This window comes from Roseburia faecis (assembly GCF_001406815.1).
GTDB lineage: Bacteria > Bacillota > Clostridia > Lachnospirales > Lachnospiraceae > Roseburia > Roseburia faecis.
In genome coordinates this window covers 1-22,869 of sequence record NZ_CVRR01000033.1, presented here as the reverse complement: position 1 = coordinate 22,869, position 22,869 = coordinate 1, and the positions used below count along the sequence as shown (strand labels likewise).

Below are 22,869 nucleotides of genomic sequence, written 5' to 3'. Positions count from 1 at the left end.
CTATTATACAATAGTTTGTATAAGCAAATCTAGTTGTGTTAATGATGCAACTATAGCATTATACATTCCTATATAAATATTATAATCTGGTATGAAATTCACATTAAAGCAATAATCTCTAAGAATATTGCTAAATAGAAACATCTGAGTAATAACATTATTAGGAATAGAGTATGTTTTTGATATAGCATATATTATTCCACCAATATTACATAAATCAATACTTGCTAATCGTAGATTGGAAGAATTATATTTAGAAAAATATATTAGTGATGATAAAGTTTCTTTACAAGGAAAATCGTATTTCGTAATACTTTCAAAAGTTTTTTCAATTGAATTCTTATTAGTATTGTTATCTTTAAAAAGGCGACTTATAATTCTACAAAAGATACTCATATGAACATTTAAGTCAAAAGGCTCAGTATGCATTTTTTCAAATGCAATTCCATCTAACCACGGAATTTCGTTATACACAATTGCTTTTTCTAAATCTACAAAGATAGGAATGATACTCGTATTATTTTTTTTATTAAAGAGTTCTAGTTCCTTCATTGGCCAAGTGCGTTTTAAGAAACTTTGGTCAATTACTGCAATACAAAATTTGGAACGTGTGATAGCATCTTGGATTTCAGAATAAATATGGTTACCCACTAATATTTCTTTACGATCTATCCATACATCAATGCCAATACTTTTCAAGCATTGAGCTAGAGGAATGACTATTAATTGCTTGGTTTCTTTACTATGAGAAATAAAAAAATCAAAAATTTCTTTTGTATTATTCATAAATATTATCTCCATATATTGATTATATGTAACTTCTTCTGTATCTGTTTTTGACGGATAATATTGGATTATTCATATTATTATATCACACCCTCATTTGTTTATCATTAAAAATTTACTTTTTTTACAAAATAAGGCATGAAATAAGTTACTGTTCAGACCCAATGTCACTTAGTTAAGCTTATTGGTTCACTATGAGGCAAACCTCTAACAAAAATTTATAAATTATAGTTGACACATCAATCAAAATGTGCGGCCGCTCTCGTTGCTGATATATTTTTAAGGTAACGAGAGCGGCCCTTGAATTAGAACTATATTTCATTCTGATTCAAGGAGGTTTACCTATGACATTTCCTGAAATTGTCAAAACTACACTTTGGGACATTATTGATGAGATGTCCCGCTCACTTTCTTCTTTTGTAAAAAATCCAGATAAGGATTTTATCCGCAAACGCAAACTTGATTTTAAGAAAATGATGCATCTGATCATTTCTATGGAAAGCGGAAGCCTAAATCATGAACTTCTCAAATTTTTTGAGTATGATTTCTCAGTTCCTACTGGCTCTGCTTTTTATCAACAACGTTCCAAACTTTCCGTTTCTGCATTCCGTCACCTTCTCAAGGAATTTAACCTTAAATTCCCCTTAAAAAAATTTCGCGGAAAATACTATCTTATTGCGTGTGATAGTTCTGAATTTAACATTGCCAGAAATCTTAAAGATGCAGATACTTTCCACGAACCAAATGGTAAATCGGTATCCGGTTTTAATATGGTTCATACCATCTCTTTATATGAGGTATGTTCTAAGCGGTACCTTGATTTAGAAGTCCAGCCTGGGCGTCTTAAAAATGAGTTTCAAGCTATCTGCAATCTTATGGATCGGTATGCCTATGGGGGGTCCCCCATTTTCATTGCTGACAGGGGATTTTCCAGTTACAACGTTTTTGCCCATGCAATCGAAAATAATGTTGATTTTTTAATTCGTGCTAAGGATTTGAATGTACAGCGTTTTCTTGGCGTCGGGACTCTTCCTGACAAACTGGATACAACCATAGAGCTGATTCTGACCAGAACACAATCTTAAAAAAAAACATAAACATCCCGAAAAAGAATCACAATACCGCTATATTTGTAAAAACATAGCTTTCGACTATCTTAATCCAGCTGATATTTCCGATGAATATCTGCTGAAACTAAGAATCGTCCGCGTTGAAGTATCCGATGGTGTTTTTGAAAATATTATCACTACACTTTCCGAAGAAGACTTTACACCGGACGATATAAAATACTGTTACAATCTCCGCTGGTCAATTATGCAGATTGTCCGACGGCATATTGTGGTAGGTGCTAACTGCATTTTATTTTCGGTATATCGCCCTACCCGATTGTGCCGGATCGGAACTTACCGCAGATTCTAAGCGGAATGACAGCACACTGTTGTAGTCTTATTTCAGAGGCAAATCCTCTGCTTTTGAAATAAGACCATGACACATGCCATGGTCTTGAAAAGGACATTGAAAACTTCATTAATAAAGCCCCTGGTTATCGACGGCAGCACGGATCACCTCAGCATCAATGACCTTTTTATCCTGCTGGGCACCTATGGTCAGTGCATCGGTCATGAGATTGTCGATGAGACGTGGATTACCCTGGGTAAAACTGTGGGCAGCCGCAAGTGCGGACGGATCAATGATGGTGCCGGAAGCACCGGCAAGCTGGATTTTATGAAGGATGTATTTTGATACTTCCCCATCAGAAAGACCGCTGTAGTTGTAGTGGACGGTGATCCTCTGGCGCAGGGCTTCATGGACCGGCTTGCGGAGCGTATCATTCAGATGGGATTCCCCGCAGAGGATCAGGGTGAAATAATTCACCGAGTCATAGCCGTAATTCATAAGCATCTTGATATCATTCAGGATCCCGGTATTCAGATACTGCGCTTCATCAACTGCCAGAAGCAGGGGTTGCCGCTTTTCTTTATAGAGGTATGTGATCTGTTCCTGGATGGCTTTGAACATGACGGTCTTACCGCCTTTATCGGGAACCCCAAGTATGGCGCAGAGCTGTTTGTAGAAGTCTGCAACACTGATTGTAGACAGACACAGGTATTCCATGTGGAAAAGGCTTGGGTTCAGGCTTTTGGCAAAACATCTGAGGCAGTAGGATTTTCCCATCCCGGGGCGTGCCGTAAACACGCCGATGCCACGGATATCCTTGAGATAGTCCAGCCGGCTGGTCATCTCCGTAAAGTCTTTGGAAATGAAATGATCCGTTTCTTTCAGCTGCTGTTTGTCAAAAGGGTTGAATGACAGACCGTAAAAAGAATTAAACATCAGGATGCACCTCCCATCTTTGCGTAATTGATCACTGGGTTGTTACGTCTGGTGTGGCAGTTCTCGTTGCGGTTTGTCTGGCGGATCGGGAATTTCTGCCCTTCAAAGAGGATAAATGCAGAATCCATGTCATCCGGCAGGAAGTGTACATCGACTTTTGCAGAAATGAACTGCATCGGTACATCGTAGCAGACTTTGTCAATGGTGATCGTGGAATCTTTGCGGACTTTACGTGAGAGGCGGTTGTAAAAACAGTCGTCCAGCCATTGCCTGGATGCCGGTTTTCTTGGATGATCCTTTGATGCCCGGTAACGGTCAGGCGGGATTCCATTGATCCCGCGGTGGAAGGTGGTGTTGTAGGAACGCATGTAGTCCTTCAGCATTGCGTCAAACTGTGCAAGCGATGTGATGGAATCCATGTCAAGGGTATAAAGCCAGCGCTCTTTGAGCGTCCTGAAATGGCGTTCTACCTTGCCTTTGCTGGCCCCATCACGGACGCGGGTATGCAGAAGCAGGATCCCAAGGGATACACAGATCATGGAAAGCTGTTCGTTGGAATAGCTGCAGCCATTGTCAACATAGAGTTTATCAGGAATCCCATAAGCGGCAATGGCATTTTTAAGTACTTTCTGGAAGTTGTATGCATTGTCATTGTAAAACAGCCCGCCGCCGACAAGGAGACGGGAATGGCCGTCAATGATCATGATGCAGTAGCCCCGCCGGGAATGGCCGTTTTCTGTGATGTATGGCAGATAGCAGGTGTCTGCCTGCCATATCTTTCCGAAAGCGTCCTCTTCGTAGGCTTTGCGGTCACGGAGATTTGGATCCCTGGCTGCTTTGAGATCGTTGTGGCGGATGAAACGCTGGACGGAGTCAACACTGACCGTTGCGGGAATGAAGGATTCCTGTACCAGACGTTCATGGATCTGCGTTGCATTCATGCGTGGATACTCTTTTTTGATCCGGTAGATTTCTGCAACTGCCTCATCATTCAGTGAACGGGATGTGCCCTTGTCAGACCTGGATACAGGCATCAGTGAATCAAGCCCTCCGGTGCTGTACAGGGATTTCCATTTTCCAGGGTTTTATAGCTGTATTTGACGGATGTTCCTTCTGGAAGCATAAGCGGTGCTGCACTGACCCGTTTGTAGTAGGCAGTAGCTGAGGCATCCGGAAAAAGCCCCTGGATGACAGGGGCGATCAGGGCGAAGCGGAACTGTGCCACTTCAGCGTTATGTTTCATTGTTTCGGTTTCTTTGCTCATGAAAAAGTCCTCCTTATGGCGTTTTATCCATCATAAAACAGGGGGAATTCCACAGCCATCCCATGGTTGTGTGGTCAGAATACAGAGATATCCGGGGAATAAATAAGCTGATGGTATTGTGCGGTTTTCGAGCCGGAAGGTGGCGGATTGGCATGGGACTGCATAAATGAGTTATTACACTGAATGGCATACCCCATGGAGAAAGAGGAATACCTGTTGTATGACAAAAGTTCCTTAAGGAAAAGCCAGTCAGAGACTTCCATATCGGCAAGCACCCCGAGCCATTCCTGCTTATGGATGCGCCAGAGAGAAATCCATTGATAGAGCTGGTTTTGTGATATCCCAAATCTTTCACACAGTTCTTCGACATGAAAAAGACCCGAGAAGTATTCACCGAGAAGACGGAGGAGAAAGAACAGGCTGTAACCGGAGTAAGGGACAACGACATCCGGAAGAATGGCATGGGTATGCCCGCAGCTGCCGCAGCAAACCCGGAGGACACAAATATCCGATTTCACAGGTTTGCTGGATATAAAGTCCATGAGGTGTCTGCCATAATAAGCATGGATGCGGCAGTTCCCCAAGCTGCCACAGACGGGACAGGTTTCCTGACCGGGCTTAAAACGGGACATGTAAGAGTCAAAAAGAGATTTTGATGAAGTTTTTATACGAGTTATCTTGCAAAAAAGTAAGTTTTTTCTTATCATAGTAAATGTCATCAGGATGACTGCTCATAATACAGGCAACCATTAATTAGGGCCTGATCCTGCACCGGACCTGTAGTGCAGCTCCTGTGGTGTATGAGAGAAAGAACGAACTTTGATCGGGGTGTTCTTTCTCTTTTTTTATGTTTACGAAAAAACTATAGTGAAATGAAAAGGAATGGTCAAGGGCAGATAAAAACGTGCCGTAGAAAACAGCACGTTAAGACAGACGGTATGAAGGGGATACCGAATTTATTCTGCGGTATATTTGCCGTAGGTGGGAACTATAATTTGACGCGTGACATGCAGATATCGGCATAATTGACCATCTGGCATGATACAACTTTTTGATGCGTTCCGGTGGAAATTCATCACGTGGCAGATTCGTAATGATGCATTCACAGGCTGACTCGCTGAGAGGAAATCTTATAATCCGAAATGCAAGCTCATAGGTGTCAGAACTGCCATAAGCGATATAATCAAACGTAGACGCCCGATCCACAAATCGTCTGTATGTGCCAGGATTGACCGGGATTTTCCTGGAATGGCTTCGGACCAGGGTAACTTTGACATCAATATCAAAAGCTTCTTCTTCTGGGAAGTCAAAATTACCAACCAGACCTTTGGAGTGGATATCTTTGGTACGGAACAGAAAGAACTGATTTTGTTCCAGCACATGTGCCATATTGTTGTAAGAACAATAGCCACGGTCACCAATATAAATGTTTTTTCTTCCTTCGATGACTTCATGGCGGTCAACCATGTCGCAGAAAGCACTGAATTCATTTTTACAATGGACCGGTTGAATCAGGGCATCCGTATAAGTGTGTGTTGTAAGGTCATAAAAAGCATTCAAATGCATGCTGTAGACCCCTCTGATAGAATTTCCCGGCGAGCAGTAATAGTCAGCGGACGAGAAACATGGTGTGCTGAAATAAGTGCAGGTCGAACCATCAGCAGCGAGAAAACGGTATTTATCATCACTTAAAGTATTGGGAACCAATGCCATGACAGATGAATTAAAATGTCTGAACACAGCTTCCATGGCATCTGGTTTTAGCTTTTGACGTTGCTGGTTAAGCGCAGAAGAAGTGGGCAGGGAAGAATCGTCCAGTCCCCAAAAGTCCAGCATTTCAACTTTTGTGGATGAAGACCCCTGTGAAACGAGAAAAGAGATAAGTTTTTGGGCTGAGAGCTTTTGGTTTCTTTGGAAATCAATATCCGGATGAACGGAATAATCTGAAATATCAGAACAAATATGTTCAACAGACGATTGAAACAGATCTTTGATTTTTTGATGGATCATAATGGTGTGCCTCCTTGAAAAAGTGATATATTACTAATTCAAGAGCCGCTCTCGTTACCTTAAAAACAAATAATAACGAGAGCGGCCGCACATTTTAGTGTATTTGTCAACCATTTTATAAAAAATGGTTAGACCCTAATTGGAAATCTAACCATTTTAGATACACAACACTAACTAAATGACATTGTGGTCTGAACAGTAACGTATAGCATCTTATAAAACAGAGTCATTGCTTATTCCAGAAAATAAATCCTCTGACTTGAAACCAGACTCAAAAACAGCCTGAAATTCTTACAATTATTTCAGGCTGTTTTTATTGTAGGTAATATTTACTATTTCACACCATCTACATTTTTTGTATTTCTAAATAAATAGGCGGCACAATACACATATCCAAAATGACTACCTATCTATATAAAATTGCATTTTGCCAAGCAAATTATACTTATCACGGACAGCCTCATACTGGGGTTTTCCCTGACAGAGCATACCAATATAGGTGAGGAGCACGTCTCCATTTTTTATCTGTTTCTGCAGATAATCTTTTGAAATTGGAGCACGGTTGATTTTTTTAACAAAACTGCTTTTTCCAAGTATTTGCCCTACGAATACCAGACCACTGGGAGTAATGAGCCGCTCATCGCTGAATTCAATGTGTATTTTCTTCATTGCACTGCCTCCGCCTGTCTTTTGATACTTTCATTATACAGGATAATGCATGATGATACAGTAAAAAAACAAAATTTTGTTTAACCTGGTGGGTGAAATAAAATGTATTGCGAAAATCAGTTTCCAGCAGGTATTATTGCTGAAAAAACGGGATGTAACACTATGGTAAGTTTCACGGAATAAGGTTATAGTTATGCAACTTGATGTCTACAATAAGTGTAAACCGCCAAAAATAAAAATATCGGAAATTCTACAACGGCTGAAATCAAAATGGCATCATACAAATTCGTCTGTCCAAAAATCAAATGGATTCGGGATGATACCACCGAAAAATATCACAGACTTTGCTATTGTGAAAATCCTTGTACTTCTTCATCATGCGGTCGGATGGTCTACGTCTATCTGGGAAAGAATCTTCGTGCTTATCCCAAAACCACTCGTGGAACTGAAGAATGGAATGGCACTTACAAAATCAGAACCGCTATAGAAAGAGGCATCTACTTTCTTACAAATATCCATTTAAAATAATTTTATCTAATATACGGTTTCACAAAGAACATTATCAGTGTAGTATAAAAAAACAAAACAAATAGTTCTACCCTTGCGCTTATTTTCCCATCAACTATATCTGTTTTTATATTACAATGTTTTTTACAATATAATAGCAAATAATATCCTAATGCTGTTCCTAATACATTTGTTATTATATCATCAATATCTGTCAGTCGGAAAGTAAACAATTGCGAAACTTCTATCAAAAATGATAATCCCAGCCCAAATACAACCGTACGCTTTAATGTAAATAAATCTTGACTCCAAATCACAGGAAGGAAAATACCTAACGGTACAAAAAGTAAAATATTTAAAAGTTCATTTCTAATATATGAAATAGGACTATTAGTAATATCTATTATCGGTATTATGTTAAGAGAAGGGTCAAATACTAGCGATCTTATATCAGGAATACCTACAGCAGAAAATACTGCTATCAAATATAATGAAAATAATATAAAAATTAATTTCCTTTTTTTTGTTCTCTCAGTGAAAAAATGTTGGAAAAAAAATCCTATTGGAACCGTAAAAATTGCCACAACTATGATATCCAATAAAATAAAAAAAATTCGATACATCTTTTTATCCTCCATAACATGCTATTAGTATACATTGTAGCATATATCACTTCAATTTTCTACTAGTTAAGCCTTTTATCAGCTTTGAAAGGTAAATTTAATTTTTAGCCTGCCAATTTGGAAGATACACATGTTTATACATTTATTATAAATTCAAGGAAGTTATCAACATTGAATGATCACACTTATTCCTCTATGAAAAAAATGTGTATAAATTTGTATTTTCCTCTTGGCAGACCTCACCTTCTTTGCTAAAATTAAATCAGTTTAGAACTGCGCTATGCAGCTCAGCTTTTATATCTTCTGGTTTCGTTAGTTGCCGTCCAAAGCTGGCTAACAATTCAGGAGATATATTTTTTTGCAGTTTTTTTATTTCATTTTTTTCCAAATAATAATACTCATACAGCTGCTTTATGAAATCTGCTATCTGTTCCATCAGGTAATGATTCTTTTGTGCCTGTTCATTCCAGCTGCATGCATGCTCTATATTTCCCTGCCAATGTTTCTGCCTGTTAAATCCTTGATTTTCTATTTTCCATCTGCTCCTTCCAGCACTTACTATTTTTCTGGCATTGCTTTTTGTAATTGTAATGTTTGTAATCCATGCAAACTCTGTTATTTGTTCTTTCTCATCTGACTTGATTTTCTTTTCTGTATAATATATCAGATTTACATCTAAGCTTTGGAATATGATCTGGTTCTGATATTCTATTTCTGAACCTATTTTTTCTTTTTCCGGCAATGACTGATATTCTTTTGCTATGGATGATGCACTTCCCTCTTTATAACGGACGATATAATCCCAGCCGTTATCTGTGCAGGTCTGTATAACTTTCTGGCTAACATACAATCCATCTGCCGTTATGACGACCGGAAGTCTCGGAAACCGTTTCTTTATCTTTTCTGCAAGTCTGATAAATGCTTTGCTTTCACAGTCCTGTTTTACTTTTTCTTCACTCTGATTGATATATTCCTCGGAATTCTGGATTGGTTCAGACGCTATACTGCATACAAGGTTATTTCCAAGATAAAGTTTTACTTCAAGTACGCTTCTGTGATACCTCGTAAATTCATCTGCTTCTCCACGATTATAACAGCGGCTCAGGTAATATTCGTTCTTTTTCTGATATCCCTCATCCAGTTCCGTGGCATCAATAATGATCTGCCACTTTTTCAACACTCTGGCACCATCAAATGTTTTTCTGCGGATCATAGAATAAGCAATATCTTTCTGCATTTTTTCCAGTTCCACCGGGTTCAGTCTTGCCAAAAATTCATTCTCTGTAACACCATGAGGAAGATACTCCTTCTTTGTCTCGCCCATGAACAAGTATAGATTTTCTACAACTTCGTCATCATTAAATTTCCGTGTCATTTCCTGTATACTTGAAATTCCACCTATGCATTTGTAGTACATAGTTCCAAGCATGACCCTGACTGGATAATCAATATAACTTTGATTTCGAGGATCATTCACGTCAGCAAATTTGGCAAACAACTCTGGATAATACTTGTTTTGAATCTTATTACATTCAGCAATTGGATTCTTTTCCAATTTTTTCTTAGCTCTTTCCTGTTTTCTACTCATTTTTCTTCCTCTGCGACAAAGTTTTTCTTTTATTGTACCTTATCGCAAAGGAAAAAGCTTTAAACTCAATAAATTTAGTGTAAATTATTTTTACCTTTCAAAGCTGGCCTTTTATAAGAAATCGAAATATTAAGCTTTTTGTAAAGAATATTGAAGCTTTTTTGTAAGACACGATATATGCTTTTCCTTTATATTGCATGCCAAAATAAGTAAAGGCAAAAATCATGTTTGTCACTTTTAACCTCCTTAAAACGACCTGCATTTTTCATAAACTCGTCAAAATATATCCTAAAAAATTACATTTTTGAAAATACATAAAATTCAATCTAACAGCAGTATGTTTTCATTATATAATATCTCTTCAAAATATTTTATCATTTTATGTATATTCATTTCATTTATCTGCTGAAATACATCATCCCAGTCATTCAATATCAATTTTCGATTATATATATACTCTTTTTCACGCACTAATATTTGATTTAAAATTCTATCACTTTTTGCTCTGCTAATTAGTATTTGATAACAACTATCTTTTGTCTTTTTGTCTAAACATCCTTTTAACATACCTCCTATCTTTTCTTTAATATTTTCATTCCAATAAATTGAATCATCAAAAATTCCAAATAGAAATTCATAAGGAGAAAATAACATCTCAGATATCTCTACTCCATCTGGCGTGCCTTTACACATATCTATAAAACATTGTTCTAATATCCATTGAATCCATTTCACTTCCCAAAAACCATTCCCATATTGTTCCGTTGTTTTTTTTAGTTTAAAAATAATTCCTTTTACATTTTTACTTTCTTTATAATTGAAATCATTCCAATTTAAAAATATACTATTGTCTTTTACTGCATCTTCTCTACAAGGGAATAGTAATTCAGCGCCTTCCTCAATTTCTTGTCTAGGCAAACCACTCTCTATAAGAATTAAGCAGTTATTTTTTTCGTAATTTTTATGTAGATATTGGTAAATATCATCTATTGTTATATTGTCAACATTTACTTGTTTATTTCTTGGATCTTTTCTTTCTAATTGAGAACCTTCTATGATTTTTTTAACAATTGGGTTTACATCAATTTCACTAATTTCTTTTTTTATATCCTGCTTAGCTAAATTGATATCATATTGATTTATAAACCATCCATCAATAATTCGATTTATTATCTCGAAGACACGATAAATATGAATTGCATCATCAACGGTATCAAAAACGTATGTTGTATTAAAAAAATCGGTATAACCTGTTGCCTTAAGATCGTTCCTACTTCCATACTTTCCCAATTTATCAAACAGCAAATTTATATGTTCTAACAAATGTGCCGTTCCCTCTTTTCCAGCAACATCATTTGCAGATCCCGATTTTATACATAACCTTATTTGTGCTTCTTCTTTTCTCTCATCTGAAATACCTATATATTCTATTTTCATACCTAACCTCATATCATGCGTTTTAGGAAATCTAATAGCTAATATTATACATATCCTTCCGCCTGCATGTCATACAATTTTTGGTAATCTTCATTTTTATCATATAAGTCCTGATGATCACCTTTTCCTACTATTTCTCCATCTTTTAACAAAATAATACATGTTGCTTTTTTTATATTAGATAACCTGTGCGAAATTACGATTCTCATCTTGTGTTCCGAAATTTCTTCAAATTTTCTGAATATGTTATATTCTGCTTCCGGATCAAGAGCGGAGGAAGGTTCATCCAAAATTACAACATTTGCATTTTTATTAAAAAAAGCCCTACTTAAAGCAATTCTTTGCCATTGACCATGCGATAAATCAACCGCTTCGTTCCATTCCCTCAGTAATTTGGTGTTGTATTTAGAAGGTAATCTTTGAATTATCGAATCTATATCTGACAATATTCCAGCCTGTTCTATTTCCTCACAGTTATCAATATTTTCTATCAATCCTATTCCAATATTCTCGTACACATTAAATGGGTACTTGATAAAGTCCTGGAACACCGTTGCAAACATTTTAAAATAAGATTCTTTATTTAATTGATTCAAATCTATGCCATTAACTAGAATCCTTCCCTCTGTCGGTTCATATAATCCTAGAATTAACTTTATGAATGTTGTTTTTCCTGCTCCATTTATTCCAACTAAAGCATAAAAATCTCCTTGGCAAAACTTAGTACTTATATTTTTTAGAGCCCACCTTTCTAATCCCGGATATTTAAAGCTGACATTTATAAACTCTATTGTTTGTATACCGCCAATTAAATTTATCCCTCCTTTTTTTTCTTCAATATTAAGATCATCCAAAAATCTATATAAATCATCAATATATAATCCATCTTCAAAAAAAGATTGCACAACATTAAATAAAATTGATATGTCAACCTGTAATTGATCAAGCAATTGAATATAAGTAACAAATTGACCAATCTGAAGCCTATTTGCTATCGTTTTAATTAAAACCAAAAATTTCAACGCCCCAGATAAAACATTTTTTACACCATCAGCTATTGCATTCTCTATCGTAAATCGTGATCTTATTTTTTTATCTTCATTTATGAATTTGTCATTATAGTTTAATATTTTATTACTTATAAATTCATGTAATCGGTATACTTTCAATTCTTTTACACACTCATATCTTGTAAAAATATTTTTTAAATTAATTATGTATCTCAGCTTTTCAAAACGATGATTGTACACATCATATTGTTTCTTTGCAATTTTCATATTAATGTACAACACAGGAAGGCAAGATAAAAAACAATAAATAATAATACCGAAATCAAATTTGATAAAAATTACAAGCGTGCTAATTATAGATACGATACTTTCAACGCACTTTAAAGATGTTTGCATTATAGAAGATGTTCTTGTGACAGACTCATTATTTATTTTTTGCACATAATTATAAAAATTGCTATCATCAAACGCTGATACTTTTACCCTTCTCATTTTATCAAATAAAATTTTTGAAATATAGCGATTCATACATTGTGCTTCCATATAAGATAAATAATGTTTTATATAACCAATAGTTCCAATTATAATATTAATTGATACTGATAATATCATCCAATATATTGCATTAGATATTTCATTATTGGCTAAAGCATCTGTAACAGCGTTAATAAACCTTCCCCATATAATACTAGTTACGGGAACAAGTATTCCGCTAAAAATAGTAAACGCAAAAGATAAAAACATGTATTTTTTTGAACCATCCCAAATAAGTATATATGTTTTTACCATTATGTGAATAAGCTTCGATAAACTCTCTTTACCTTTTTTAGACTCCCTTTTTATTTTTGCAAGCATATTATTTCTCCTGTTTAAAATGCCCTGATATATATAATAACCAATCTATGTTTAACATTAACTGTCACAAATACTATATTATATCTTATTCAAATTTGCAGATTGCGTAATAAGCATATCTTAAAATAGTCAAAACTGCCACAGATGTTATCTATGACAGTTTCGATACTTTAGGATGTACATTCCTTGCTATTAATGGACGTACGCCTTTGTGTCATTTGCCTGACGGTTCTTGTCATCGCCAGCGCAATAGCAGTTGCACGGATCTCCGTCATACTTTGCTTCCTTATTAGAAACTGCACTTGAACCGGAGCAAATGCAACCCGCACGCAGCAAATCTGTGTAGTTGACTTCAGAATTAAAATCGACTACATTCTTCCCTATTGGATTGACTACTCTCATGATTTTTTCCTCCTTTCTCAAATATTTCAAATATAAGAAATATAAGATTAACTTATACTTGATTCATTCCTTATTTGCAAATAATCTTCTTATTCTCTCTGGTTGTTCTTCTAACAAGATATGATATTTTCTCAAATTATCCAACGCTGCTGCTTTTTGTCCTAAACAAGAAATTCTTTTCTTTTCCATGTTAATCCCCTTCTCATCATATGCCATAATATAACACATTCCGCATAAAGCTGATGCCCAGCATTTTGAACATTCAGGAAGTGATTTATCTTCATATTCTTTAATGTATTTTTCATATACCTGCTCAATATTAATACCGTTTTCTATGTTACCCAATGGAATGGATTTCCCCATTTTTTCGCATATTTGAAATTCTCCGCTTACGGTTATATACAATCTTCTTCTTCCTGGTATACAACAACCATTACAAGGCAACACCTCAATTGGTTTTGATGTAATTAATCTCTCATGTATCCTCCGTAAATCTGTTTTTATATATTGATCAACCATTTGGCTCATATCCTCATCATTTCTATATGAAAATTGCCAATCTTGTATTAATTCATATGTATATTTTTCACTTTCCTTTTCAATTTCCCTTTTTTCGACATCGGTCAAATTCAAGGTTCCACCACTAACATATACATAATTAATTTGGCATTCATCAGACAACCAATTTAAATTTCTAAAAAAGCGCATGACCTTTTCATATTTTTCAAAGCAAAACGGTGGACAAATTACAGCATTGATTCCTATACACTCTTTACTTCTATCACCAAATGCTTCTATCAAACACTTTAAGCCACTTATAGCTTTATCAAAACTCCCCTGTCCATCAACCCCTATACGGAATTTATCATGTATGTCTTTTGGTCCATCGAAGCTACATAAAATATAAATATTATCTTGAGATGCAAAAAACTCTGCCTTATCTTTAGTCATTAATGTCAAATTAGTTGTAAATGAAAAACTTAGTTTTTTATCCGGCATGCTAGAAATGCTATACTCTATACTTTTTTTCAATACATCATAATTCAATAAAGGTTCTCCGCCATAAAAGGTAATTGAAACCTCATCTCCTGAATGCAGACATGCATAGTCAATACTTTTTTTAGCAGTATCCCATGACATACTTTTATAATCAAAGTTTCTAAATTGCTGATACCCTTCATTATATATACAATATTTACATCTCAAATTACATTTTTCAGTCAATTCTAAAATCAATTGTGATAAACCATTTACTCCCTCCTTTAATTCCTCAACAGATAAACTATTAATTTTTGAATATACTGGAGCTTTCAATAAATTTTCATATTCTATTTCTGAATAAAAACGCTCCAACTGCTTGTCTTCAATACCTGTAGCCAATACTTTATCTTCGATTTCTTGTAAAGAATGCCCCTGTAATAGATCAAAAATAAAATTTTGCTCCCACTTTTTACATTCAATAACTTTATTGGTACCCCTGTCATAAAAATAATTTTTACTATTTGTACTGAATGTTATTCCAAACCTGTCTGGTGTTAAATCCTTGGAAATTTCCTCTAAATATTTAGGTCTTTTCATTCTACACATCCTCACTTTTAATTCTATATATCTCCCTTTTAAAAAAAGAAGTAATATTCTCAACATACATCTTTCTTTGTTAATCAGACTCTATCACCTTTTTAATGTCTTGTACGACTGCATGTAATTTTTACGAGTTAATTTGTAATTTTCCCTTTACTCTTAAATCACTCCACAATTTGCCTTATCAAAAAAGGCATATAATACATGTGTCCTTTTCATCTCATAAACAAAGCTTATCCATGCTTCCTGCCATTTCTTTCAGCATATGTAACAAATTGGCATTCGCTCCTTCCTTTTAAAATACACTGTATCCGTTCTACCTCCGGTATCTTATCCACCTGCTCATATAGCAAGAATGATGGTGGAGTGTCCAATAACCTTAAAAAATCATCTAATGACATTGTGCTTATTCCACTCTCAATCCGTTTTATAGAGTCAACCGAGAGATCCGCTCTCTCTGCAAGTTCGAGTTGCGTTAAATTCCTTTGTTTCCGGCATAATCTCACATTGTCCGCAATAATATATCTTATATCCCTCATTCATCTATTCTCCATTCTAATTTATTTTTGAAATGAAGAACTAAGTGGAGGACCACGGATACAAACCCAGACATAAAGCGGTATATTTCGACAAGCATAAAAAAGAATACATTATGTCAGGTCGCACCCTTTCATATGTATTCTTTCTCCAGTATGATTTTTTATTGAATTGGGATACCTCCTTATCCCATATGCCACTAACACAAAAATATACAATATATCTCTGTCCTATATTTGCGCATAAAAACACGCGCATGAGTTTTAAATATTGAATATCATTCGTGTATTTTTTCGTTTTACCGTACAGATTGTCTACTGTATATTTTTAAGTTCATTACAATGAAAATGAATTGACCAAACTCTTTTCTTAAAAATATTGCCATATATATGAGTTTCCTCACACATATGGCAGCATTTTCTTCCGTATGCCAGCCTTCTTATCTGGAAAGCTTTTTTATTCCTGCCGGCTGCTTGGGCTGATGCAGACAATACATACATCTGCTGTCTGCTGCTGCTTTTGCAGAATTAAGTGCCACTTTTCCCAAAATTGTTGCTGCAATATTTTTCTTTTTGCTGCCTGCCATATAACACACCTCCATTTCATTTTAATTGCAAGTATAGCTTATTTTGCAGATTTTTCCCCTTCAATGTTGAAATTCCGACACAGCATGTAATTTTTCCCCAATTATTTCCATACCGATATTAAAATTGCATATCCGTCTGAATTACCGCTATGTGTGTATTTTATTTACACTGTTAGCTTGTTAGTATATTTTAGATATTTATGTAAGAATGGTACATGAAAGGAAGTTGTACATATGGAAAATAATCGCATTCGTGAATTAAGAAAGAATTTATCCTTGTCCCAAGAAGCCCTTGCCGAAAAAATTGGAACTACACAACAAGCGGTAAGCAGAATGGAAAACAACGCTAATGATATTCCTTCTGATTTACTCATAGAAATATCGAAACAGTTTAATGTTACCACCGACTACATACTTGGGATTTCAGATGTAAAACGTGATTATAACGGACAGTACCGTATGAACCAGGAAATGGATAGATGTTATGATATTGTTATCCGCTATCAGAACCTGACCGAAGTCAACCAAAAGACACTCCGCTGCATACTTGAGCGCTTAGAGCAGGCGCAAAAGGAAAGCGGGGAAGGATCTGCAAAGGAAGAGAGGAAAAATGCTAAGAGTAGCAATATGTGATGATGATTTAAAATTTACTGGAGAAATTGAAACTCTGGTGTTTCAGGAAAGCCGGAAGCTGGGTATCCGTGTGGAAACCGAAGTATTCTCTGACGGCAAAACCCTTCTGAATAGCATTCAGAACGGTGAGCATTATCAACTTATATTTATTGACATTGAAATGGAGCAGGTAGACGGAATAACGGCTGCACGATGCATCCGTGAAATAGACCGGACCGTACTGCTGATTTATGTATCGGGCTATGACAACTATTTAAAGGAACTGTTTGAAGTAGAGCCATTCCGCTTTCTCTCTAAGCCTTTAGACCATGTCCAGTTTGCTCGTTATTTTAAGGAATCTTGCAAACGCATCAATGAGACAGAAGTATTCTATCAATTTACATTCAACAAGGAAATTCGGAAAGTGCCTGTAAGAGACATTGTTTATTTTGAAAGCAATAACAGAATCGTTTATATCCACCTTAAGGACGGTTCCGATGAACATTTTTATGGAAAGCTCAATAATGTGGAAAAGGAACTGGTGACAAGCAGGCAATATTTTCTGCGTATACACCAGTCTTTTTTAGTAAATTACGACTATGTTAAGAAAATGAATTTTTCTAATATTACTATCAGTTTCATGGGGAAAGAAATAGAATTGAAAATCAGCGAGGATCGGCAGAAGGACGTGCGCCAACAACTTTGTAAAATTGCAGGCGGAAAGGCGGTCATAGAAGAATGACGGAATATTTAACGATAATCCCCGAACTGCTCCTATCGCTGCTCCACCTTCTCATTATACGAAAATACATGAAAGTATTTTTGGGACCGGCAAATGAAAATTTAAAAAGCTGCATAGAATGGGGCATATATTATGTCTTTCTGATCATAAACAATATCAATTCCATATTCCCGCCACATCTGCTATTGTTCGGGAATGTCCTGCTGATATATATGATCAGCTCAGCTACTCGCAAGAGGAGTGTCAAACAGCGTTGTATATTTTCCTTATTGATATGTTCAGTATGGATGTTAGTAGAAGTTATTGTCATGATGATACTAATGTCTATGGGTTTTGATTCCAGAACGCTTCAGGATGCCGGAAGTTTCATATCCAAGATGTGTATGCTGCTGTTATCAGTAATCATAAGTCACTGCATCAAGGATAACCACTATTCTGAAATTCCCCTGCTTTACTTTTTGAGCATTTTACTGATACCAGTCAGCAGTATCTATATGATGCACCACATATTTCTTATTGCGGCTGTCCATAACGAATATATGATATTCTCCGTCACAGCGAGTTTCCTGCTGCTGATTGTAAACTATGTTATCTTTGAGGTCTACGACTGGATCAGCCGGAACGCTGAACTGCGTGGGCAAAACCGTCTGTATGCGCAGCAACTGGAACTTTGCAGCCAACAGGCGGAAGAACGTGAGAGTCTCTACCTTGAAATCCGCAGATTGCGGCATGATTTGAAAAATCATCTCTCCAGTCTTCTCGGAATGGTTCAGACAGGACAGACCAGTGAGGCAGAGAAATACATAATGCAAATGTTAGATGTCGGCGCCGGAGATCGTCCGGAGGAAATTTCCCACAGCGGTAACATAGTCATTGATTCCTTAATCAATCATGCATATGCTGCAGCACAAAAGGATAATATACAGTTTAATGTCAATGTTCTTGTACCCGCTTCCCTTCCATTTGAAAGCGGACATTTAGCTATAGTTTTAGGAAACTTACTGGAAAACGCACTGGAAGCCTGCCGAAATATTCCAGACGAAAAAGGATTTATAAGCCTTGATATTTCCTATGCCAAAGACATCTTTCAGCTATGCATAAAAAACAACTATCAGGCAAAGCGCAAAAAAGATATTATTGGTCATTACATAACTACAAAGGGCGATAACATATATCACGGTCTCGGACTTTCATCCATAAACCATGCCATCGAAAATTATCACGGTCAAATGGATATAACGGACAATGACAATATATTTCAGGTTATCATCGTCATGTATGGATCATATTCAGAGAACGCCAAGTAGCATAGATCGATTTTGAATTTTGAAAAGGAGCTGTCATGGAATATTTAGCGAAGAAATTAACCAATTACATATATGAAAAAAAGATAATTACTGAAGAATTAATTGAAATCTATCAGTACGGTTTTCAATGCTTTTTAGAGTTGTCTGTGAGTACCATATGCAGCATTATAATAGCACTTTTTCTCGGTATGCTGCCTGAATGCCTTTTCTTTTTCCTGCTCTTTATTCCTATGCGCTCCTACGGCGGCGGCTTGCATATGAAAACATATTTTGCCTGTTTTATAGGTTCCTGCTTTATACTCACATTTTCCCTGTTGGCAGTAAAATATTTAACAATATCTATTCCGATCTCTTTTGCACTGTATCTGTTTGCCGCCGTACTGATACTGGTCATCGGTCCAGTTGATCATCCAAATCGGAAAGTTGATGCACAGGAAAACCGCACATTCATTAAGAGAACTTATTTTACGATGCTCATCAGCTTTTTCCTTGCTTTATTTTTCATCTTTACCCAAAACACAAGGTATATGTTCCTTCAGGCAATCGTATTTGTTTTTATATCTGCTACTTCCCTCATCGGACGCCTAATATACAAACAGGCCTAACTTTCTTTTTGTAAGACCGCCTGTATTTTTTCCTGCCAGCTTAGAATATCCTGCTTATATTGATCCCGCAGGCTGTCCGGCAGCTCGTCATCGAGTCTGCAAATATCATCATAATCTTTTCGTGGCAATAATTCCCTATTTTCATAAAACCACTGCCAACGCCAGTTACGCAGTAGACTTTCTGCCATTTCTTCCGGGGAGGAAAATATTTCATCAACTATCATTGACCGGTTCTGTCCTTCCTCTTTGCTCAGCAAGCCAACCAAAGACACATAGCCCACCTGATAGATATATGCAATATGGTAATCCTTCGATTTTTCGAGGACATCCGAAAAAAGGCTTATCAGTTCTTTATACTTATCCATTTCTCACTCTCCTTGGTCTAATGCAGAAATGTGTGCAAGCCACATTTTTCATTAATGTAAGTTTTTAACCCTTACTTAATTTATACAAACAATTTAACCGATGCGTAAACCTATATACATAAAATTATTTACATACACATTAATCATAGCAGAAAAGCATATCAATATCATTTCCTTTGCAGAAAATGGCTTTGTATTGCAGAAAAAGGCAAAAGCCTTTCAGACACCATACCATTCTGAAAGGCTTTTTCTTTTACTTAATCACTTATTTACTAAATACAAATCCATATTGCAAATATATCATCGAATACAAATTGCTCTGTTACAAAACCGCAGGAAACTAACGAAAAAATCTATACAAAAAATACGCATAACAATATAGAGAGTAGCGAAGTAGCGAAATCTAATGTGATAGTTACGATTCTTAATGCAGTACCATTTGACGACTTAATATCGACAATGCTTTGCTATAGTGGGACTTGAGTTTGATATTGTATTGATTTCTTCTTTATTCATAATATTTCCCTTTAACACCACTTCTGCTACTAATGCTAACACCGCAAGCATTATACAAAAGATTATACGCAAAAATGATAGAATTTTTTTGTGCAAATTCCTCTTAATAGACATTTATAATAAAATATATTTTAAAGGGTGCTATGTTAAAACATCTCACCCTTTAAATACAATATAATTTCCATATAAAAGCCAATATCAGATTAGTAATTATAGTATACTTTAATGCTGCCATTCCTTACTGTTGACCAAGGATCACCTTCAAGCCACACAACCCATGCGCTGTCTGCCGTCAATCCATTAAACTCTGTAAATGTTGCCGGACTTGCGAATCTTTTACTTGCAACTCTGCCAGATGCTTCGTGTTCCACATACCAATACACAGTTCCTGAGCCTGTACTTTTTGTGCCTTTTAACTCCACTTTCGTGATTGTAGCACCATCAGGAACACTTCCTGAAGTAATCCTGCATTCGTTCGATACTCCAGCCGTTGCAATATTCAATACAACAAGCCCTTTTGAATAATAATTTGTAGCATAGGTGCTTGCTGCATTATCAAGCGCAATTTCAACATACCCTTCTCTTGTTTCCTGCTGTTCTGCCGCCATAACATTCATTCCACTCATAGAAATCATCATTATGGCAGCTAACATAAATGACAAAACTCTTTTTAACTTACGCATATGCATCCTCCTATTCGTATCTTCAACATTTTAGCTTTTTATATAGAATAATCTATTGTATTCCCTTCATTATTACTCATTCCTTTTGAGAACTCTGCGGATATATCTGCCTTTATTTTACTATAAGAAACATTTCCTTTCGCTTTTTCTCCATACTCTTCTTTCAAACGAGCCAACTCATCATTATAAATTGACGTAAATACTCTTGCTCTCGCAAATTCTTCATCTGTACTTATAGCTTTCCAGTTTCTTGACTCTGGATTATAAGAAAGCGTTTTATTACCCTTTGAATCCCAAAACATACATGCAGCATTCATTTTACCACCAGTTTTTTTCATGCTTGCTTCATATATAGCTTTTCTATCAGGGGATACTATTTCTCCATGCTGCATACACAACTTTCGGTAAGCATCATCATCCCTTTTTCCATTAGCAAATTCTTTTCTTGCAAGCTCCTTTATTGCTTCTTCAAATTCTTCCTCTGACATCGCAGGTTTATCTCGCTTTGTCATGATAGTATCCCAGTTCGGTTTGGTAAAGTTAATATCCACAGGCTTAAACCTTAATGAAAAATTGCCATAATCACATTGTGCTAACGGATCATTTGAACTTACTTTTTTCCCAATCATCTGCTGAACCATTTGAGCATATTGTGAATAATTATCTCTAGTTACCTGCATAACATTATTCCTCCTGATAAAATAATTTGAAATCCATTTCCACCATATCATTGACAATTATAATTTTCCTAGTTTCATAATAGCAAAACATAGTTAAAGGTCAATTACCCTTGCAGAAAGTGGACTGTTTTTGCAGAAAATGGCACTAAAAAAGCCTTTCAGACACACCATACACTTCTGAAAGGCTTTTTCTTATACTTAATTTTCTTGTTCAACGCAATTTTTAATTTATCAAATCTTAATTTTCTTTCCGCTTCGGTCTTTTCGGTTGATGACCGATTCCAGAGCAAATTGGGGGCCATCCACACCTAACCTTTTCAACCTCATTACGGGCAATTCTCTCCACTACCCTTAACGCCTTAACGCTGATTTTTTCCTTTCCATTCATTTTACCCTTACCTCCTGTTTTATTATTCTTGCCAGACACATCAAGATTGCACATAATATGACAGCCACTGACATATAGCCAATATACAAAATATCTGCTTTCAGATAAACTAAGACAGCAATTATCATTACTTCCATTAAAACCACCAGTCTTGCTGCTTTCTTAGACTCTTGCAACTCGCTCTTATCCATATCCATATTGGGATGGTTTATTGTTCCCATTATATAGATTAAAATTATTGCAAGGAACAGCATTCCATACATGACAGCCGGAGTTCCACACAACCTAGGCGTAGCCTGTATAACCACAATAAACGTTATGACCGTACCTAAATAACACTGCCAAAACTTATCCGCATGAAATCCCCCTGTACGTTTCCGTAATGAAAGAAAGAACAGCAGAAAACAAATCGTTTGCAGAATTTTTCCAAAAAGCATCCCTAAAAGCAACATGGTTCCCACCGTTATAGCATTTTCAACCATAGCTATTAAGGCGTATTCGTAATATTCGCAATTTGATTTGCTTATTATTTTCTGCTTCTCCATTTGATTGACTATCTTTAATGCCATCTTCTCTATCATAAACATGCCTCCTTAGTTATTCAGTATGAAGCATATGTGAAAAAAATCAAGACAGTTTGCAGAAAATGGACTATTTATTGCAGAAAACGGCACTAAATAGTTTTAGATCCACTTATTTTGCTCAATAGTCATCCGAGATTCCCGTTTTGTAAACGAGTTTCACATTTTGAAAGCGACCTTCAAATTTTGTACCCGGCTTTC

The 22,869-nt window shown here is 36.0% G+C and carries 25 protein-coding genes and 1 pseudogene; 5 read left to right on the top strand and 21 right to left on the bottom strand.

All coding sequences use genetic code 11. The annotated features are described in order from the left end of the window. Positions 1 to 3: 3 nt before the first annotated feature. Complete coding sequence (locus M72_RS10275; protein WP_055068163.1) at positions 4 to 786, bottom strand: toll/interleukin-1 receptor domain-containing protein; 783 nt, start codon at positions 784 to 786, stop codon at positions 4 to 6. Between the two features lie 344 nt (positions 787 to 1,130). Between M72_RS10275 and M72_RS10270 the strand changes: the two genes are divergently transcribed. Beyond that, positions 1,131 to 1,871, top strand: a complete 741-nt coding sequence (locus M72_RS10270) for a transposase (protein ID WP_055068162.1) — start codon at positions 1,131 to 1,133, stop codon at positions 1,869 to 1,871. A 442-nt stretch (positions 1,872 to 2,313) separates the two neighbouring features. Here M72_RS10270 and M72_RS10265 read toward each other — a convergent pair whose 3' ends face one another. The 15 genes and pseudogenes from M72_RS10265 to M72_RS10200 form a co-directional block, all read right to left on the bottom strand. Next, the gene (locus M72_RS10265) at positions 2,314 to 3,120 is read right to left on the bottom strand and encodes an ExeA family protein (RefSeq protein ID WP_055068161.1); all 807 of its coding nucleotides are present in this window, start codon (positions 3,118 to 3,120) and stop codon (positions 2,314 to 2,316) included. Further along, positions 3,120 to 4,154, bottom strand: coding sequence for a DDE-type integrase/transposase/recombinase (locus M72_RS10260; protein WP_243130533.1), 1,035 nt, complete (start codon positions 4,152 to 4,154; stop codon positions 3,120 to 3,122). Before M72_RS10260 ends, M72_RS10265 begins: the two co-directional genes overlap by 1 nt. Then, positions 4,154 to 4,384 (bottom strand): hypothetical protein, encoded by a 231-nt coding sequence (locus M72_RS17690; protein ID WP_243130534.1) that lies wholly within the window; start codon positions 4,382 to 4,384, stop codon positions 4,154 to 4,156. The genes M72_RS10260 and M72_RS17690 overlap by 1 nt, the downstream gene beginning before the upstream one ends. 74 nt (positions 4,385 to 4,458) lie before the next feature. Continuing rightward, positions 4,459 to 4,926 carry a DUF6431 domain-containing protein gene (locus M72_RS18255; protein ID WP_206541828.1) on the bottom strand — a complete coding sequence of 156 codons (468 nt, stop codon included), beginning with the start codon at positions 4,924 to 4,926 and terminating at the stop codon, positions 4,459 to 4,461. Between the two features lie 382 nt (positions 4,927 to 5,308). Next, on the bottom strand, positions 5,309 to 6,394 hold the full coding sequence (locus M72_RS10250) for a transposase (protein ID WP_082413878.1): 1,086 nt from the start codon (positions 6,392 to 6,394) through the stop codon (positions 5,309 to 5,311). Positions 6,395 to 6,841: 447 nt separating this feature from the next. Then, a pseudogene (locus M72_RS10245) lies at positions 6,842 to 7,063 on the bottom strand (IS1380 family transposase); the annotation flags it as partial. 375 nt (positions 7,064 to 7,438) lie between these two features. Next, a complete protein-coding gene (locus M72_RS17375) occupies positions 7,439 to 7,582 on the bottom strand; it encodes a hypothetical protein (RefSeq protein ID WP_206541827.1) in 144 nt (47 codons plus the stop codon). An 11-nt stretch (positions 7,583 to 7,593) separates the two neighbouring features. Next, a complete protein-coding gene (locus M72_RS10235) occupies positions 7,594 to 8,193 on the bottom strand; it encodes a VanZ family protein (RefSeq protein WP_055068157.1) in 600 nt (199 codons plus the stop codon). A gap of 262 nt (positions 8,194 to 8,455) precedes the next feature. Further along, entirely contained in the window at positions 8,456 to 9,781 is a 1,326-nt protein-coding gene (locus M72_RS10230) for a transposase (RefSeq protein WP_055068156.1), read from the bottom strand. 321 nt (positions 9,782 to 10,102) lie between these two features. Further along, complete coding sequence (locus M72_RS10225) at positions 10,103 to 11,218, bottom strand: insulinase family protein (protein ID WP_055068155.1); 1,116 nt, start codon at positions 11,216 to 11,218, stop codon at positions 10,103 to 10,105. A gap of 44 nt (positions 11,219 to 11,262) precedes the next feature. Beyond that, positions 11,263 to 13,083 carry an ABC transporter ATP-binding protein gene (locus M72_RS10220; protein WP_055068154.1) on the bottom strand — a complete coding sequence of 607 codons (1,821 nt, stop codon included), beginning with the start codon at positions 13,081 to 13,083 and terminating at the stop codon, positions 11,263 to 11,265. A gap of 192 nt (positions 13,084 to 13,275) precedes the next feature. Further along, positions 13,276 to 13,485: a hypothetical protein gene (locus M72_RS10215; RefSeq protein ID WP_055068153.1), complete on the bottom strand. Its 210-nt coding sequence runs from the start codon at positions 13,483 to 13,485 to the stop codon at positions 13,276 to 13,278. Positions 13,486 to 13,548: 63 nt separating this feature from the next. After that, the gene (locus M72_RS10210) at positions 13,549 to 15,063 is read right to left on the bottom strand and encodes a radical SAM protein (protein ID WP_055068152.1); all 1,515 of its coding nucleotides are present in this window, start codon (positions 15,061 to 15,063) and stop codon (positions 13,549 to 13,551) included. A 236-nt stretch (positions 15,064 to 15,299) separates the two neighbouring features. Further along, positions 15,300 to 15,605: a helix-turn-helix domain-containing protein gene (locus M72_RS10205; protein ID WP_138347343.1), complete on the bottom strand. Its 306-nt coding sequence runs from the start codon at positions 15,603 to 15,605 to the stop codon at positions 15,300 to 15,302. Positions 15,606 to 16,042: 437 nt separating this feature from the next. Continuing rightward, on the bottom strand, positions 16,043 to 16,189 hold the full coding sequence (locus M72_RS10200; protein ID WP_055068151.1) for a cyclic lactone autoinducer peptide: 147 nt from the start codon (positions 16,187 to 16,189) through the stop codon (positions 16,043 to 16,045). 234 nt (positions 16,190 to 16,423) lie between these two features. On the opposite strand from M72_RS10200, the gene M72_RS10195 reads away from it, so the two are divergent. The 4 genes from M72_RS10195 (at position 16,424) to M72_RS10180 (ending at position 19,455) form a co-directional block, all read left to right on the top strand. Then, on the top strand, positions 16,424 to 16,822 hold the full coding sequence (locus M72_RS10195; protein WP_055068150.1) for a helix-turn-helix domain-containing protein: 399 nt from the start codon (positions 16,424 to 16,426) through the stop codon (positions 16,820 to 16,822). Continuing rightward, positions 16,800 to 17,543: a LytR/AlgR family response regulator transcription factor gene (locus M72_RS10190; RefSeq protein WP_055068149.1), complete on the top strand. Its 744-nt coding sequence runs from the start codon at positions 16,800 to 16,802 to the stop codon at positions 17,541 to 17,543. The genes M72_RS10195 and M72_RS10190 overlap by 23 nt, the downstream gene beginning before the upstream one ends. A gap of 308 nt (positions 17,544 to 17,851) precedes the next feature. Then, on the top strand, positions 17,852 to 18,850 hold the full coding sequence (locus tag M72_RS10185; protein WP_261291817.1) for a sensor histidine kinase: 999 nt from the start codon (positions 17,852 to 17,854) through the stop codon (positions 18,848 to 18,850). A 35-nt stretch (positions 18,851 to 18,885) separates the two neighbouring features. Then, entirely contained in the window at positions 18,886 to 19,455 is a 570-nt protein-coding gene (locus M72_RS10180; RefSeq protein ID WP_055068147.1) for an accessory gene regulator ArgB-like protein, read from the top strand. On the opposite strand, the gene M72_RS10175 is transcribed toward M72_RS10180, so the two are convergent. The 5 genes from M72_RS10175 to M72_RS10155 all read right to left on the bottom strand — a co-directional run bounded on the left by M72_RS10175 (position 19,452) and on the right by M72_RS10155 (position 22,668). Beyond that, positions 19,452 to 19,820, bottom strand: a complete 369-nt coding sequence (locus tag M72_RS10175; protein WP_055068146.1) for a hypothetical protein — start codon at positions 19,818 to 19,820, stop codon at positions 19,452 to 19,454. The two genes, M72_RS10180 and M72_RS10175, sit on opposite strands and share 4 nt — an antisense overlap. A 719-nt stretch (positions 19,821 to 20,539) precedes the next feature. Continuing rightward, complete coding sequence (locus M72_RS10170; RefSeq protein WP_055068145.1) at positions 20,540 to 21,019, bottom strand: hypothetical protein; 480 nt, start codon at positions 21,017 to 21,019, stop codon at positions 20,540 to 20,542. A 38-nt stretch (positions 21,020 to 21,057) separates the two neighbouring features. Further along, positions 21,058 to 21,699, bottom strand: a complete 642-nt coding sequence (locus M72_RS10165) for a hypothetical protein (protein ID WP_261291816.1) — start codon at positions 21,697 to 21,699, stop codon at positions 21,058 to 21,060. Between the two features lie 238 nt (positions 21,700 to 21,937). Continuing rightward, entirely contained in the window at positions 21,938 to 22,087 is a 150-nt protein-coding gene (locus M72_RS10160) for a hypothetical protein (protein ID WP_055068143.1), read from the bottom strand. Then, positions 22,084 to 22,668 carry an accessory gene regulator B family protein gene (locus M72_RS10155; RefSeq protein ID WP_055068142.1) on the bottom strand — a complete coding sequence of 195 codons (585 nt, stop codon included), beginning with the start codon at positions 22,666 to 22,668 and terminating at the stop codon, positions 22,084 to 22,086. The genes M72_RS10160 and M72_RS10155 overlap by 4 nt, the downstream gene beginning before the upstream one ends. Between the last annotated feature and the right edge of the window lie 201 nt (positions 22,669 to 22,869).